We start from the raw sequence: 14,949 nt of genomic DNA on the forward strand, positions 1-14,949 counted from the left end.
GGAAATGCTAAAAGAAGCAATGAGACAGATAAGAGACAATAAGTACTACCAGAAGTATAAAAACAAGAATCCAATACTTTTAGGTATAGTGTTTAGTGAGAACAAAGAAATTGCTTGTAGATTTGAAAACATTTAATTTTGCATTAACAACTTGAATTAATCATCAATAAGTTGCTTTTATTGCTTATTTGAAATATAATAATTATAAATCTAAACTACTAAAGTCTCATTGTATATAAATTTTACAAAAAGGAATAAAAAATGGGTTTTTGTGTAAATTGTTTATTTCAAGGAGATAATGTTGTTGATGATAAAGGGAATGGAAAAGTCTTTTGTATGGTAAAAAGAAGATGGTTGCCAGAAAATGAATCTTGCGAAAATTTTACAGAATATGCAGATTTAAGTAAAGAAATACGTAGTCAATATGCATTTGAAATTAGAGATATCAAAAATGCTCATGGCAAAATGGGATGGGCAATAAAGCAGAATTGGAGAGCAATGATAGTAGCCTTTATTGTAGCTTTTTTAGCTTTTATAGCTACAATTAAGTTTTTTGATGAGTATATTTTTTAATTCTGGGATTTTAATGAAAATATTAGTTATAGGTTCCGGTGGAAGAGAAAGTGCAATATGTTGGCAGTTTGCTAAAAATGCTAATGTAAAAAAAATATATTGTGCTCCAGGGAATGATGGCATTGCAAAAATAGCTGAAATTGTAAATATTTCTACTTGCGATTTTGAAAATTTGGTAGATTTTGTTAAAGTCAACAAAATAGATTTTACTTTTGTTGGCTCTGAATTACCTTTATCTTTAGGAATAGTAGATTATTTTAATTCTTGTGGTTTAAAAATAATAGGTCCTTCTAAAAATGCTTCAAAGTTAGAGTCAAGTAAAATATATTCAAAGCAATTTATGAGTAAGTATGGTATTCCAACTGCAAAGTATAATTCTTTTTCAGATTTAAATAATGCTTTAAATTATATAGATACTTTAGATGATAATAGGAAAATTGTAATAAAAGCAGATGGTCTTGCTGCGGGTAAAGGGGTACACGTATGCTCATGTAAAAAAGAAGCAAAAGATATTGTGCACAAAATAATGTTTGAAAAAATTTTAGGTAGTGCGGGAACTAATATACTTGTAGAAGAGTATATAGATGGGGAAGAACTTTCTTATTTAGTTTTTACAGATGGTATTTCTTATTCTTTAATGCCGGCTTCTCAAGATCATAAAAGAGTAAGTGATGGAGATAAAGGGCTAAATACTGGTGGTATGGGTGCGTATGCTCCAGCATCTCTTGATACTGAACAGCTTAATAAACAAGTACAAAATATAGTAAAAAAAGTTATTTATGGTGTTTGTCAAGAAAAATTAGAATATAAGGGTATTTTATACGTAGGCATAATTGTAAATGGTGGTTTGCCATATGTTTTAGAGTTTAATTGTCGTTTTGGCGATCCTGAAGCGCAAGCTGTGTTGCCCTTATTAGAAACTAATTTATCTGATATATGTATTGCGATTTTAAATCAAAAACTTTTAAACTTACAAATTAAATGGAAAAATAAGTTTTCAGTCTGTGTAGTGCTTGTTTCAGGGGGATATCCAGAAAGTTTTAAAACAGGCTTTGAAATAACAGGTTTAGAAAATATTTCTGGGAGAGACACAATAATATTTTATGCTGGAGTAAAATCTGTTAATGGAAGACTCGTCACATCTAGCGGTAGAGTTCTTGGAATTACTTCTATCTCTGAGACTATAAAAGATGCTATAAATAAAGTTTATTCTAATATAAATCTTGTTTACTTTGATAATATGCATTTTAGAAAGGACATTGCATGGAGAGCTTTAAATGAAAAAAGTTGATATTTCTATTCTTGTTGGGTCTAACTCTGACTTAAATTTAATACAAGAGACAATTACTATTTTAAAAGAGTTTGGATTATCGTATAGTTTAAATATTGCTTCAGCTCACAGAACAACAGACCATTTAAAGCAATGTATAGAAGGTGCAATTAGCGCAGGGGTTAAAGTTTTTGTAGCAGTAGCTGGTATGTCAGCCGCTTTACCGGGAGTTATAGCTTCACAAACTATTTTACCTGTAATAGGTGTTCCCGTGGATGGAAAAACTCTTTCTGGTTTAGATTCTTTATTTTCTATAGCTCAAATGCCCAAAGGTGTGCCTGTTGCAACAGTTGCGGTAGGTAAGGCAGGAGCAGTAAATGCTGCAATTTTAGCTGTGCAGATCTTAGCAATAAATAACGATAATTTAAAAGAAAAGTTAAAAAGATATAAAGTAAAAATTGCAAACATTGTTGTAAAAGAAGATTTAAAACTTCAAAAAGATGGAATAGACAAATATCTTAAAAGGTCAGCTAAAGAGAATGACAAAAATTATATTAAATGATAAACAATTTCAAGATAATGTGAACAAAATTGCAGAAAAAATTTTTGAAGATAATAAAAATATTGACGACCTTGCAATCGTGGGCATACAAAATAAGGGTGTGTTTTTAGCTAAAAGAATTATTTCTGGAATTGCAAAATTAGCGAATATTAAAGAATCTCAAATTCCTTTTGGAACTTTAGATATAACACTTTATCGAGATGATCTTGACAATTTTGGTTCTCAGATGCATATAATAAAAGATACAGAAATTCCATTTGATATAAATCATAAAAATGTTGTGTTGATTGATGATGTCTTATATACAGGTAGAACTGTAAGAGCAGCTTTAGATGTATTAATGGATTTTGGCAGACCTAAATCTATAAGACTTGCTGTTTTAATAGATAGAGGTTTTAGAGAGTTGCCAATAGAACCAAATTATTTAGGTATAAAATATAAGAGTCAAAAATTTATAAAAGTGACTTGTAAGGAATCAGATGAAGTAGATGAAGTGACAGTAGAGCTGTAATATTTGAAAAGAAAGGGTTTCTCTAACCACTCTAAAACATATAAATTCTGTGTTTTTTTTGACAAAGTAAGGTAAAAACGTAGGTTTGTTGGATGATAAGCGCAAGTTTGTAACACATAGTGTTTACCGTAGCAGTACCCAAAAAAGTACAGTAAGAACATGTATTAAGGTTTTTTTAGAGAGACTCAACGTAAAATAGGGGAATGTTAATGTTTCTTAAGTGTAAAGATTTACTGGGTCTTGAACATCTAGATGAAAAAGATTTGCAAGCAATTTTAGATTCAGTAAAACCTTTTAAAAGTCTTTTTACAAGATCTGTAAAAAAAGCTCCAACATTAATAGGTAAGACTGTAGTGATTCTTTTCTATGAGCCGTCAACTCGTACTAGAACATCCTTTGAAATAGCTGCCAAAAGACTTTCTGCAGATGTGGTAAATATTCCTGTAAACATTTCTAGTGTAGTTAAAGGTGAAAGTCTTATAGATACAGGTAAAACTCTTGAAGCTATGAAAGCAGACTACATAATAGTTAGGCATTCTCTTGCGGGAGCGCCTAATATCTTAGCCAGAAACTTAAATGCTTCAATAATAAATGCCGGAGATGGTTTTCACGAGCATCCAACTCAAGGGTTGTTGGACTTATATACTATATACGAAAAAAAGAAAAAGTTAGAAGGTTTAAAAGTTTTACTTGTAGGAGATATTCTGCATTCTAGAGTTGCTAAATCGAATATATGGGCATTAACAAAAATGGGCGCGCAAGTTGCAGTTTCTGGACCACCTACATTGATACCCACAGGTATAGAGGACTTGGGTGTAAAAGTATACTACAATTTAGATGAGGCTGTAAAACAAGCAGACGTTGTAAACATCTTAAGAATACAGCTTGAACGTCAAAAGGAAAATCTTTTTCCATCTGTTCATGAATATGTAGAACTCTATCAGCTTACAAAAGAAAAACTAAAGTCTGCAAAAAGAGACGTTTTAATTATGCATCCAGGCCCAATGAACAGAGGCATAGAAATATCTTCTGATGTTGCAGATAGCTCTAATGCTGTTATTAATGAGCAAGTTACAAATGGTATAGCTGTTAGAATGGCAGTTTTATATCTTTTAAATCCAAAGAGGAAAAATGAGTCTTCAAATTAAAAATATTAGAATAGTAGACCCATCTTGTAATAAAGATTTGATTGGTGATATTTGCATTGAAAATGGCAAAATTGTTCCAAGTTTGTCTAAAAAAGCAGATAAAGTTATTGATGGTAATGGCAAGATTGCAGTTCCTGGTCTTATAGATGTTCATGCTCATTTAAGAGAGCCAGGTCAAGAAGATAAAGAAACAATTTATACAGGTACTAGTTCTGCAGCAAAAGGCGGAATAACAACAGTTTTTTGTATGCCTAATACTAAGCCCGTAATAGATAATACTCCTACCGTAGAGTTTATTCTTTTGAAAGCTCAAAAAGAAGGTTTAATAAATGTGTTCCCTATAGGTTGTGCTACAAAAGGTTCTTTGGGACAAGAACTTTCTGAAATAGGAGTTCTTAAAAAAGCAGGTATTGTAGCAGTTAGCGATGATGGTCTTCCTGTATCTAATTCTCAAATTATGCGTCGTACTTTAGAGTATACTAAAATGTTTAGTCTCCCAGTCATTTCTCACAGCGAAGACAAAGAGCTAAGTAAAAATGGTGTAATGAATGAAGGGAAAAACTCTACTATTTTAGGTCTTAGAGGTATACCAAAGCAAGCTGAAGAAATTATGGTAAGTCGTGATATAATGTTAGCAGAACTCACAGGTGGATATTTACATGTAGCTCATGTTTCTACAGCAGGCTCTGTTGAACTGGTCCGACAAGCAAAAAAGAAAGGTATACAAGTTACAGCAGAAACCTGCCCCCATTATTTTACTTTAACTGATGATATAGTAAAAGTATATGATGCAAATACTAAAATAAATCCTCCTCTTAGAGAACAAAAAGATGTAGAAGCTATAAAACAAGGACTTGCAGATGGTACAATAGATTGTATAGCTACAGACCACGCGCCTCATACTCAAGATGAAAAAAACCAAGAGTTTGACTTAGCACCTTTTGGAATTATAGGGTTTGAGACATTGCTCAGTCTTGTATTAAACGAACTTGTGGATAAAAATATTTTAAGTTTATCTGAAGCTATATCAAAGATGACTTCAAATCCTGCAAAGATTTTTAATTTGAAAAATAGAGGGTCACTTCAAAATGGAAGTATTGCAGATGTAACAATTATAGACCCGAATTATTCCTATGAATTTAAAAAAGAAAGTATAATTTCAAAAAGTAAAAATTCTCCATTTTTAGGCAGGCAGTTTAAAGGTGCTTCGGTTATGACTATAGTTGATGGTAATATTGTTTGGCAAAAATAAGATAAATTAGATGGGTTTTTATATAGATAGACCCAAATATTAGTTTAGCATCCTAATTTTATATATGAGGTGTGTGTGCGTAAAAGGTTTGATAAAACTTATAAAATAATTTCCAATAAAGAATTATGTACAGGTTATTTTGAATTAAAAGTTAAAGCCAATGATATTAAACATTGTTTTCCGGGTCAGTTTTTTATGATTGGAATACAAGGCGTTTTTTTACGTCGTCCGTTGAGTATATATGATTTTAAAAATGGTGTTTTAAGTTTTTTGTATAAAGTTGTAGGAAAAGGCACAGTTATTCTTTCAAAAATACAATCAGGCGAACTTCAATTTTTAGGCCCTCTTGGGAAGGGGTATGACTTAGATACGTATAGAGATTTAAACTATGTTATTGTCGCTGGAGGTACAGGTATAGCTTCAGTACATTTTCTTGCAGCTAAATTAACAAAAAAAGGAACTTTATATTATGGCGCACGTTCAAAAGAAGATTTGCTATGCCTTGATAAATTTAAAAAAATAGGTTGGAAAATCGTGGTTTCTACAGAAGATGGTACAAAAGGATATAAAGGTTATATTACTGATATATTAGAGGAAAAATTAGAAAATAACGATTTTTTGTTTGCTTGTGGCCCAATGCCTATGCTTAAAAAAGTCTTACATATTGCTAAAGAAAAGAGAATAAAGGGTTTTGTCTGTCTTGAAGAAAAAATGGCATGTGGTGTTGGCAATTGCCAAGGTTGTGCAGTAAGGGTAGATGGAGTTATAAAAATGACATGCAAAGATGGTCCTGTTTTTAAAGTAGAACAAGTGGAATTGTAGATGAAAAAATATTTTTCAAGAGACAATTTTACTTTATATAATGGTGACTGTATCGAAATACTAAAAGAAATTGCTGAAAACTCTGTAGATATGATATTTGCTGATCCTCCGTATTTTTTGTCAAAGGGAACTTTTACGTGTCACTCTGGGAAGCGTGCCAGTGTAAAAAAAGGTGATTGGGATTTAGGTAATGGTGCAGCTAAGAATTTAGGATTCCATGTTGAATGGTTGAAAGCTTGTAAAAGAATATTAAAACCCAATGGTACTATTTGGATAAGCGGAACTTATCATTCTATTTATCAATGTGGTGTAGCTTTAGAAATAAACGAGTACCATTTTTAAATGATATAGTATGGTTTAAGCCTAACGCTGCTCCTAATTTAAGTTGTCGTTTTTTACTGCAAGTCATGAAACATTAATATGGGCTAGAAGAGAAAAAAAAGGCAAGCACATATTTAATTACGATTTAATGAAAAATGGGCAATGGAAAGAAGATTCTTTAAAAAAAGATGGACTCCAGATGAGAAGTGTATGGTCAATAGGAACATCGAAGCCTTCTGAAAAAATATTTGGCAGGCATCCTACTCAAAAACCATTAGATTTATTAAAAAGAATTATCCTTGCAAGTACAAAAGAAGGAGATATTGTTTTAGACCCTTTTGCTGGAAGTTCAACAACAGGCATAGCTGCTGTTTTAAATAGTAGAAGATTTATTGGTATTGATACAGAGAAAAAATATTTAGATTTATCTATAAAAAGATATAATAATTTTGTGCCTAAAAAATATAATGCAAAAATAAAAAATGAAAATAATAACAAGAGCAAATGCAATAATTAATTTAAAAAAATATATAGGACAGGATTTAAGAAGTTTGGCTTTAAAGTATAAAATTACAACTTTTGAGACTGGTAAACAAAATAAAGGATGGAAAGGTTTAGTTCTTGAAAAGTTGGCAGGACTTGATACAAATATTTCAAAAGCGCCAAATGGATTAAATTTTGAATTAAAGTCAGTAAGTTTTTATTTAAAAGAAGGATGAACTAGTTCCAAAAGAAACAATGGCGATAACAATGATTAATCCAAATGAACTTATAAATTCTAGTTTTTATAATAGTCATTGTTGGGCAAAATTAAAATCAGTGGTTTTTTGTGCAGTAATGTGGAATGGAAAAAACGCTGCAGATGCAAAGTTGTTAAGTGTTACAAGCTTTGATTTCACCGATGATGGTGAGCTAATTAGTGAAATTAAAGCAGATTATGATTTTATAAGAAATAAACTTGCAACGGAAGGTTTTGCAAGTCTAACAGGAAGAGATGGCAAATGGATACAAGCAAGAACAAAAGATATTGGACATGAATCAAATACTAGAGCTTTTTATGCGAGAAAAACTTTAATCAAAAAAATATTTGAGAATTCAAAATGAAGCCAAGTTTAAATGTAGATTTTTTGGGAATCAAGTTAAAAAATCCTGTACTTACTGCCTCTGGAACGTTTGGTTATGGGTATGAACTTGCAGACTTAATTCCTTTAAACAAGCTTGGTGCGATTGTAACAAAAACAATTACTTTAGAGCCTCGATTAGGAAATCTCCAACCTAGAATCGCAGAAGTTTCTTCTGGGATGCTAAACACCATAGGGTTACAGAATATAGGAGTTAAAGCGTTTATTGAAGAGCCTCTTGAAAAATTAAATAAAGTTGGAGTCCCTATAATAGTTAGCGTTGCAGGAACTACTGTTAATGAGTATGTTGATGTTTCAAAAATACTAAGTATTCAAAATGTGATATCGGCAATAGAACTTAATTTGTCTTGTCCTAACTTGAAAAAGAAAATAATTTGCCATGACTTGCCTTTGGTTAGTGACATAATAAAAAATGTAAAAAAAGTATCTGAAGTTCCTGTTATTGCAAAACTTTCTCCTCTTGTTACAGATATTGCAGAGCTTGCTTTATGTGCACAGGATGCAGGTGCAGATGCTGTGACTCTTGCAAATACTTACCCTGCGATGGCTATAGATGTTAAGACCTTTAAGTATAAGCTTTCTACCATTAAGGGAGGGATGTCTGGGGCATGTATTAAACCTATGTCTGTTCGTTGCGTTTATGATGCTTATCAAAAGATAGATATTCCAATTATAGGATGCGGGGGAATAGAAACTGGAGAAGATGCATTGGAATTTATGCTTGTGGGAGCCAGTGTTGTTAGTGTTGGGAGCGCAAGTTTGGTTTCTCCAAAAAGATTGTTAGAAATTGTATATGAAATTGAAAAGATTTTAAAAGAAAAAAGTATAAAAGATATTAAAAGAATTGTCGGTATGTTAAATACTGCAAAAGATGCTTGTTAAGATTTTTAGAAAGACCAATTAAGTAGAAGGTAAGATAAAAAAATGAAAAGAACAATTTTAGCTTTAGATGTTTATGATTTTAAAAAGGCCCAAGACCTTGTAGAAAAAACTTCTCAGTACATAGATCTTTATAAAGTTGGCCCTATACTGTTTTTACAATCAGGTAGGGAAATAATTAAAATGCTAAAAGACAATGGTAAAGAAATTTTTTTAGATTTAAAGTTTCATGATATACCTGCGACAGTTAAACGCTCTGTAGAATCTGCTAGAGATCTTGGTGTGTTTAGCTTAACGGTTCATTCTATTGGTGGAGAAGAAATGTTAAAATCTGCCTCGTCTGTTGAAAATAGACCCAAAATTTGGGCAGTTACTGTTTTGACTAGCCAAATTACAACAGCTGAAGAAGTTTTAAGAAGAGCAAAACTAACAAAATCTTGTGGAATAGATGGGGTTATAGCGTCGCCTTTGGAAATACCTATAATAAAGAAAGGATGTGGATCTAATTTTGATGTTGTAACACCTGGAATAAGACCAGTAAAAATAGAAGATGATCAAAAAAGAGTTGCAACACCAGAATCTGCTGTTAAGGCCGGTGCTGATTTTATAGTTATTGGAAGGCCAATTATAGAATCTCCAAATCCAGCTGAAGCTGCAAAAAACATTTATGAGGCTGTAGAAAAATTATAAATGGGCCTATCTACTAAAAACACAAATCAATTGTTTAAAAGTGGTTTAAAAATAGGTCTTCTCTTACAAGTTGGCGGTATAGGACCTATTTGCATGTTGATGTTTCGTCTTTCTTTGTTTTTACCAATATCTAAGCTTCTTTTAGGTGTTATAGGTATAACTTTAGCAGATATTGTTTATGTGTGTTTATCGGTATTATCTATATCTGCACTTGTAAAGAAAATACAACATTATGAGCGAGTTTTTGATATTGTTGTTGGTACAGCTTTAATTATTTTTGGTATTTTATTTATAACAGCAGGTCATGTTATAGATGCAAACACTTTTAAAGGGCAAGATTTATTTATATGGTTATGCGGGTTAACGTTAGCTAACCCTATTACAATATTGTTCATTACTGGGATTTTTTCTTTAGAATTAAGTAAACGTAATATGCAGTTAAAAGAAACTATTGTTTTTGCAGGAGGTTTTTTGTTAGCGACACCCATATCTATGACTTTTGTAGTTTTAATAGGGAGTCTTACAGGTAGAGTTCTGCCAGAATTTATTGTTCCTTTGATAAATTCTTTTATGGGATGTATTTTAGTATTTTTAGGGGCAAAAAATATATTTTTTAAAAAACAAAAATTAGGAGTTATAAAAAATGCAACAGGACGAATTAAAAACTTTATTCGAAAAAAATAATGCTCTTTTGACTGGTCATTTTAAACTTTCCAGTGGTCTTCATTCTGATACATATTTTCAATCTGCATTAATTTTACAATATCCTAAAGAAGCAGGATTTTTAGCACATGAGCTTACAAAAAAAGTTAAAGAGAATAATATAACAGTTGATGTTGTTGTTTCTCCTGCTATGGGTGGTGTGATTATAGGGTATGAGATGGCAAGAGTTTTAGGAGTACGTGCTATATTTACAGAAAGAGTGGATGGCAGTGTTTTGCTAAGAAGAGGTTTTTCTGTAAAAGAAAATGAAAAGGTTTTGATTGTAGAAGATGTTATAACTACAGGTCTTTCAACTAGAGAAGTTATAGATTCACTTAAACCTTTAGGTGCTAAAATTGTAGCGGTTGCTTCTCTGGTAGATAGAAGCGCAGGCAAAGTGAATTTTGGAGTTCCGAATTTTTCTCTTTTAAGTCTTGAAGTTAAAAGTTATAAAGAAGAAGAATGTTTGATGTGTAAACAAGGAAGTATTGCATTAAAACCTGGCAGCAGAAAATAGTAGAAGTGTTTCCGTATAATCGTAAATAGTGAATTTTTTGGCATCGCAAGGCAAAGACGCAGGGCTTATCGTGGGATAGAGCACAAGTTTTTTTACACACTGTGTGTCGTAGAAGTATCGAAAAGGTGTAGTAAAAGAATATGGTTCCTTAAAAAAGAATATAATAAAGCGTGTAAGGCGGCGATGATACCTTAAAGGTTTTAATGGCCCAAAATATTGAGCTACTTGGGGAGAGGGTGCAAGTTTAGTGGACAACTCTTGAGATCTGTGGTAGCGAGGAGATGTGATATGGAAACGGAAGTTTTAAATGGCATGTTAATTTTAAAATTTAATATGATACAGACAATAGCTTTAGGTGTTGTCATGTATTATTTTGGAGTTTTAGTAAGAAAATTGCTTCCTTTTTTTGTTAAGTTGTCAATACCAGCATCTGTTATTGGTGGTTTAACAGCAGCAATTTTAGGAGCATTTTTGCAATCTCAAAATATTGTGGCTTTTCAATTTGACTCGACTTTACAAAACGTGCTGATGATTATGTTTTTTTGTACAATTGGGATGAACGCAAGTTATAAGTTGTTGATTAATGGAGGGGTTTTAATATTTGTTTTTTGGGGAATTTGTGCTATAGCAGTTCTGCTTCAAAACCTGACAGGCATTTATATATCTAAATTGTTTGGCATAAATCCTTTATTAGGTATAATTAGTGGTTCAGTATCTATGATAGGCGGATTAGGTACAGCAGGTACTTTTGGAAGTTTCTTTGAAAATAGTTTTGGTGTAAACGGAGCCATGACAGCAGGTCTTACCTGTGCTACTTTTGGAATGATTGCAGGTTCCGCTTTAGGTGGTCCGTTATCAGAATGGATTATAAAGAGACGCAAAATAATTACTCCTAATTTGGAGAAAATGCAAGACCAATTTATAAGCAACACAGGTGACCGTTCTTCAGATTATGAAGAAGTTGGTGCTTTGGCAGAAGAAGAAGGTGTTATTACTGCACCATCTTACGATGAAGAAGAAGATTTAGTCAGCGGACATCGTTTAATGAGAACCCTTTCTTGGATTCTTATGTCTATGGGTATAGGTTCTGCACTTAGCTATTATTTTAGTAAAGTCGGTATATTGTTACCTGCTTATTTGGTTGCAATGATTGTAGCTGTAACGTTTCGCAATATAGGCGATTTTTCAAAATGGTTTGAGATAGATACAAAAGCTGTAGGTATGATATCAGATATTTCTCTTGCTATTTTTGTTGCAATGGCTATAAGTACTTTAAATTTGAGACAGTTGTCGGATCTAGCACTTCCTATTTTTGTTATGTTGATAGCACAAATGATACTTGTAGTTTTAATAGCTTACTTTTTTGTTTTTAAGTTGCTTGGTAAAGATTATGAGTCTACAGTTATGTCTGCAGGATTTGTTGGTTTTGGTTTAGGCGCTACTCCAAACGCTTTGGCAAATATGCAAACTTTATCATCTAAACATGGAACTGCAGTAAAAGCTTTTTTTGTCGTTCCTATAGTAAGCGCTTTTTTAATTGATTTTACTAATGCATTGTTAATTATGTTTTTTGCTAATTTATTTAAATAGGATGGGATAATAATGTCTATTGCTTACAAAAAAGCTGGAGTAAATATTGATGCAGGCAATGAACTTATAAAAAGAATTAAAAAAAAACTTCCTAAAATTGGAGGATTTGGAGGACTATTTCCTATAAATGGATCTAAATATAGTCTTGTCAGTTCTGCAGATGGGGTAGGTACAAAACTTAAACTTGCATTTCTATTAAATAGGCATGACACTGTTGGAATAGATCTTGTAGCGATGAATGTAAACGATTTAATATGTGTTGGCGCAAAGCCTTTGTTTTTCTTAGATTATTTTGCTTGTGCGAAGTTAGATGTCAACCAAGCAGAACAAGTTATTAAAGGTATATCTAAAGGTTGCAAACTTTCTAATGCAGAGCTGGTAGGTGGAGAAACTGCAGAAATGCCAGGGTTTTACAAAGATGGAGAATACGATTTGGCTGGTTTTGCTGTTGGTATAGTTGAAAAGAATAAAGAAATTAATGGAACAAAGATAAAACCTGGTGACGTTGTTATAGGTCTTCCTTCAAGTGGTCCTCATTCAAACGGATACTCTCTAATAAGAAAAGTATTATCAGACGTGCAGATAAAAGAATATTCTAAGCAGTTGCTTGCTCCTACAAAAATATATGCCAAAGAAATATTATCTGCTATTTCAAAATTTAATTCTAAAAAGCAAAATATTGTAGGCATAGCTCATATTACAGGTGGGAGTTTTTATGATAAAATTGCAAGGATTTTACCGCCAAATATAAAAGTTGTAATTGAAAAAAGTTCATGGAAAGTGCCTAAAATTTTTGAACTTATCCAAAAACAGGGAGCTATTTCTGATGAAGACATATATCGAACTTTAAATATGGGTATAGGTATGGTTTTAATTGTGCGTCCGGAAGTTGTTTTAAATGTAAAAAAATTTTTAAAGGGTGCAAAAATTATAGGTTATGTTAAAAAAGGCAATAAAGGTGTAGAACTAATATGATAAGGCTTGCTGTTTTAGTTTCTGGAGGTGGAACTAATATGCAAGCTATACTAGATTCTACAAAAAGTGGTATTTTGAAAAATATTGCAGAAGTTGTTCTAGTTATTTCAAATAATGTTAATGCTTACGCTTTGCAAAGAGCGAAAAACGAAAATATAAAATCTATATGTATTCAAAATAAAGCTTTTACTAATTTAAAAGATTTTAATAACGCCATTTTACAAGAATTACTAAAAGAAAAGATAGATCTAGTTTGCCTTGCAGGATATATGATGCTTATAGGTGAGGATATAATATCTGAGTACAGTGGCAAGATATTAAATATCCATCCATCTATTTTGCCTAAGTTTTCAGGTAAAGGTATGTATGGGCACCATGTTCATAAAGCTGTTATAGAATCTAAAGAAAAAAAGTCAGGAGCTACAGTTCATTTTGTTGAAGCAGAGTACGATACAGGAAGAATAATTTTACAAAAAGAAGTTGATGTTTTTGATAAAGAGTTACCAGAAGAACTTGCAAAGAGGGTTTTAAATATAGAACATCAAATATATCCGCAAGCAATTAAAAAAGTTATAGAAAGTAAATTTAAATTGGGTTTAGACAGGCCCAATTAAAGGATAGGGAATAAAAATGATTCCTCGTTATACAAAACCTCAAATGGCTGCAGTTTGGTCAGAAAAAAATAGATTTCATAAGATGCTTGATGTGGAAATTTTTGCAGCAGAAGCCATGTCTAAAATTGGCATAGTTCCCAAAAAGGCAATAGAGATTATAAAAAAGAAAGCGAAAGTTAATGTAGAAAGGATTAGCGAAATAGAGCTTACAGTAAAACATGATGTTATAGCTTTTTTAAGTGCCGTTACAGAAACAATAGGGCCAGAAGGTAGTTTTTTGCATTTAGGTATGACATCATCAGATGTTTTGGATACTGCAACTGCTGCTCAATTGAGAGAGTCTACAACCCTTATAATAGAAGAAACAAAGAAGTTGGCTAACATAACTAAAAATCTTGCCAAAAAATATAAAATGACACCTATGATTGGCAGAACACATGGGATTCATGCAGAACCTATGACGTTTGGCCTTAAAGTTGCTTCTTGGTATAGCGAAATTATGAGATCTTTGGACAGGTTAAATTTTACACTGGAAACTGTAAGTTACGGTAAAATTTCTGGGGCTGTAGGTACTATGGCACATTTAGACCCTAAAATAGAAGAATATGTTTGCAAAAAAATGAAATTAAAGCCTGAGCCTGTTTCTACTCAAATAATTCCAAGAGATAGATATTCTGTTTATTTTTCTTGCCTTGCTCAAGCAGGTACTTGTTTAGAGAGAATTGCTGTTGAGATAAGGCATTTACAAAGAACAGAAGTAGCAGAGCTCCAAGAACCTTTCACTAAAGGGCAAAAAGGATCTTCATCAATGCCACATAAAAGAAATCCAATAATTTCAGAAAATATCTGTGGTCTTGCCAGACTTTTAAGGGGCTATGCTGTAACTGCCATGGAAAGTGTTGCGCTTTGGCATGAAAGAGATATAAGCCATTCATCTACGGAAAGAATCATGCTGCCAGATGCTTCTATAACTTTACATTATATGCTTGTAAGAATGCAAAATTTACTTTTGGGACTTAATATTTATCCTGAAAATATGCAGGCTAATTTAGATAAAACAAAAGACATTATTTTTTCTGGAACATTACTTCTTGCTTTAGTTGATAAAGGTTTATCTAGAGAAGAATCTTATGAAATTGTACAAGAGGTTGCTTTTGATGCTAAGGATAATAGAATATCTTTAGAAGAAGCTTGTTTAAAAAGTAGAAAAATAAGTAAGTATTTAACAGATAAAGAAATAAAAAGAGACTGTAATATCAATGCTCAGTTTAAAAATATAGATTATATATTTAAACATGTTTTTCAAAAGTAGTATAAATTAATTATCAAAAAACTGTCAAAATTATATTTATCCTATCAACTCAAAAGCAAAAGAGTGATT

At 31.9% G+C, this 14,949-nt stretch carries 17 protein-coding genes and 1 pseudogene; all 18 read left to right on the top strand.

Annotation, left to right across the window (positions count from 1 at the left end; all coding sequences use genetic code 11):
• Positions 1 to 261 precede the first annotated feature (261 nt).
• Positions 262 to 573 (top strand): hypothetical protein, encoded by a 312-nt coding sequence (locus LBD57_RS00005; protein WP_373469301.1) that lies wholly within the window; start codon positions 262 to 264, stop codon positions 571 to 573.
• 13 nt (positions 574 to 586) lie between these two features.
• On the top strand, positions 587 to 1,864 hold the full coding sequence (purD, locus tag LBD57_RS00010) for a phosphoribosylamine--glycine ligase (RefSeq protein WP_373469302.1): 1,278 nt from the start codon (positions 587 to 589) through the stop codon (positions 1,862 to 1,864).
• Positions 1,851 to 2,405: a 5-(carboxyamino)imidazole ribonucleotide mutase gene (gene purE / locus LBD57_RS00015; RefSeq protein ID WP_373469303.1), complete on the top strand. Its 555-nt coding sequence runs from the start codon at positions 1,851 to 1,853 to the stop codon at positions 2,403 to 2,405. The genes purD and purE overlap by 14 nt, the downstream gene beginning before the upstream one ends.
• Entirely contained in the window at positions 2,383 to 2,916 is a 534-nt protein-coding gene (pyrR, locus tag LBD57_RS00020; protein ID WP_373469304.1) for a bifunctional pyr operon transcriptional regulator/uracil phosphoribosyltransferase PyrR, read from the top strand. Before purE ends, pyrR begins: the two co-directional genes overlap by 23 nt.
• Before the next feature lie 209 nt (positions 2,917 to 3,125).
• The gene (locus LBD57_RS00025) at positions 3,126 to 4,064 is read left to right on the top strand and encodes an aspartate carbamoyltransferase catalytic subunit (RefSeq protein ID WP_373469305.1); all 939 of its coding nucleotides are present in this window, start codon (positions 3,126 to 3,128) and stop codon (positions 4,062 to 4,064) included.
• The gene (locus LBD57_RS00030) at positions 4,048 to 5,316 is read left to right on the top strand and encodes a dihydroorotase (RefSeq protein ID WP_373469306.1); all 1,269 of its coding nucleotides are present in this window, start codon (positions 4,048 to 4,050) and stop codon (positions 5,314 to 5,316) included. The genes LBD57_RS00025 and LBD57_RS00030 overlap by 17 nt, the downstream gene beginning before the upstream one ends.
• 75 nt (positions 5,317 to 5,391) lie before the next feature.
• Positions 5,392 to 6,138: a dihydroorotate dehydrogenase electron transfer subunit gene (locus LBD57_RS00035; RefSeq protein WP_373469307.1), complete on the top strand. Its 747-nt coding sequence runs from the start codon at positions 5,392 to 5,394 to the stop codon at positions 6,136 to 6,138.
• Positions 6,139 to 6,976, top strand: a pseudogene (locus tag LBD57_RS00040) (site-specific DNA-methyltransferase).
• Complete coding sequence (locus LBD57_RS00045; protein WP_373469308.1) at positions 6,942 to 7,178, top strand: hypothetical protein; 237 nt, start codon at positions 6,942 to 6,944, stop codon at positions 7,176 to 7,178. Before LBD57_RS00040 ends, LBD57_RS00045 begins: the two are co-directional and overlap by 35 nt.
• Before the next feature lie 19 nt (positions 7,179 to 7,197).
• Positions 7,198 to 7,563: a hypothetical protein gene (locus tag LBD57_RS00050; protein ID WP_373469309.1), complete on the top strand. Its 366-nt coding sequence runs from the start codon at positions 7,198 to 7,200 to the stop codon at positions 7,561 to 7,563.
• Positions 7,560 to 8,483: a dihydroorotate dehydrogenase gene (locus tag LBD57_RS00055; protein ID WP_373469310.1), complete on the top strand. Its 924-nt coding sequence runs from the start codon at positions 7,560 to 7,562 to the stop codon at positions 8,481 to 8,483. The genes LBD57_RS00050 and LBD57_RS00055 overlap by 4 nt, the downstream gene beginning before the upstream one ends.
• Before the next feature lie 42 nt (positions 8,484 to 8,525).
• The gene (gene pyrF, locus LBD57_RS00060) at positions 8,526 to 9,170 is read left to right on the top strand and encodes an orotidine-5'-phosphate decarboxylase (protein WP_373469311.1); all 645 of its coding nucleotides are present in this window, start codon (positions 8,526 to 8,528) and stop codon (positions 9,168 to 9,170) included.
• On the top strand, positions 9,171 to 9,854 hold the full coding sequence (locus LBD57_RS00065) for a LysE family transporter (protein ID WP_373469312.1): 684 nt from the start codon (positions 9,171 to 9,173) through the stop codon (positions 9,852 to 9,854).
• Positions 9,814 to 10,389, top strand: a complete 576-nt coding sequence (gene pyrE / locus LBD57_RS00070; RefSeq protein ID WP_373469313.1) for an orotate phosphoribosyltransferase — start codon at positions 9,814 to 9,816, stop codon at positions 10,387 to 10,389. The genes LBD57_RS00065 and pyrE overlap by 41 nt, the downstream gene beginning before the upstream one ends.
• A 288-nt stretch (positions 10,390 to 10,677) precedes the next feature.
• The gene (locus tag LBD57_RS00075) at positions 10,678 to 11,979 is read left to right on the top strand and encodes a sodium/glutamate symporter (protein WP_373469314.1); all 1,302 of its coding nucleotides are present in this window, start codon (positions 10,678 to 10,680) and stop codon (positions 11,977 to 11,979) included.
• Between the two features lie 12 nt (positions 11,980 to 11,991).
• Positions 11,992 to 12,954: a phosphoribosylformylglycinamidine cyclo-ligase gene (purM, locus tag LBD57_RS00080; protein ID WP_373469315.1), complete on the top strand. Its 963-nt coding sequence runs from the start codon at positions 11,992 to 11,994 to the stop codon at positions 12,952 to 12,954.
• A complete protein-coding gene (gene purN, locus LBD57_RS00085; RefSeq protein WP_373469316.1) occupies positions 12,951 to 13,568 on the top strand; it encodes a phosphoribosylglycinamide formyltransferase in 618 nt (205 codons plus the stop codon). The genes purM and purN overlap by 4 nt, the downstream gene beginning before the upstream one ends.
• Before the next feature lie 16 nt (positions 13,569 to 13,584).
• Positions 13,585 to 14,880, top strand: a complete 1,296-nt coding sequence (gene purB, locus LBD57_RS00090) for an adenylosuccinate lyase (RefSeq protein WP_373469317.1) — start codon at positions 13,585 to 13,587, stop codon at positions 14,878 to 14,880.
• Positions 14,881 to 14,949 lie beyond the last annotated feature (69 nt).

Origin of the sequence: Candidatus Endomicrobiellum cubanum (assembly GCF_031278955.1) — a bacterium.
GTDB classification, from domain to species: Bacteria; Elusimicrobiota; Endomicrobiia; order Endomicrobiales; family Endomicrobiaceae; genus Endomicrobiellum; species Endomicrobiellum cubanum.

Excerpts from the sequence above, each read along its gene's own strand:
- LBD57_RS00065 (WP_373469312.1), top strand. The coding sequence starts at position 9,171 with ATGGGCCTATCTACTAAAAACACAAATCAATTGTTTAAAAGTGGTTTA.
- purN (WP_373469316.1), top strand. The coding sequence starts at position 12,951 with ATGATAAGGCTTGCTGTTTTAGTTTCTGGAGGTGGAACTAATATGCAA.
- purB (WP_373469317.1), top strand. The coding sequence starts at position 13,585 with ATGATTCCTCGTTATACAAAACCTCAAATGGCTGCAGTTTGGTCAGAA.
- purD (WP_373469302.1), top strand. The coding sequence starts at position 587 with ATGAAAATATTAGTTATAGGTTCCGGTGGAAGAGAAAGTGCAATATGT.
- LBD57_RS00075 (WP_373469314.1), top strand. The coding sequence starts at position 10,678 with ATGGAAACGGAAGTTTTAAATGGCATGTTAATTTTAAAATTTAATATG.
- pyrE (WP_373469313.1), top strand. The coding sequence starts at position 9,814 with ATGCAACAGGACGAATTAAAAACTTTATTCGAAAAAAATAATGCTCTT.
- purE (WP_373469303.1), top strand. The coding sequence starts at position 1,851 with ATGAAAAAAGTTGATATTTCTATTCTTGTTGGGTCTAACTCTGACTTA.
- pyrR (WP_373469304.1), top strand. The coding sequence starts at position 2,383 with ATGACAAAAATTATATTAAATGATAAACAATTTCAAGATAATGTGAAC.
- LBD57_RS00050 (WP_373469309.1), top strand. The coding sequence starts at position 7,198 with ATGGCGATAACAATGATTAATCCAAATGAACTTATAAATTCTAGTTTT.
- LBD57_RS00055 (WP_373469310.1), top strand. The coding sequence starts at position 7,560 with ATGAAGCCAAGTTTAAATGTAGATTTTTTGGGAATCAAGTTAAAAAAT.
- LBD57_RS00045 (WP_373469308.1), top strand. The coding sequence starts at position 6,942 with ATGAAAATAATAACAAGAGCAAATGCAATAATTAATTTAAAAAAATAT.
- LBD57_RS00025 (WP_373469305.1), top strand. The coding sequence starts at position 3,126 with ATGTTTCTTAAGTGTAAAGATTTACTGGGTCTTGAACATCTAGATGAA.
- purM (WP_373469315.1), top strand. The coding sequence starts at position 11,992 with ATGTCTATTGCTTACAAAAAAGCTGGAGTAAATATTGATGCAGGCAAT.
- LBD57_RS00005 (WP_373469301.1), top strand. The coding sequence starts at position 262 with ATGGGTTTTTGTGTAAATTGTTTATTTCAAGGAGATAATGTTGTTGAT.
- LBD57_RS00030 (WP_373469306.1), top strand. The coding sequence starts at position 4,048 with ATGAGTCTTCAAATTAAAAATATTAGAATAGTAGACCCATCTTGTAAT.
- pyrF (WP_373469311.1), top strand. The coding sequence starts at position 8,526 with ATGAAAAGAACAATTTTAGCTTTAGATGTTTATGATTTTAAAAAGGCC.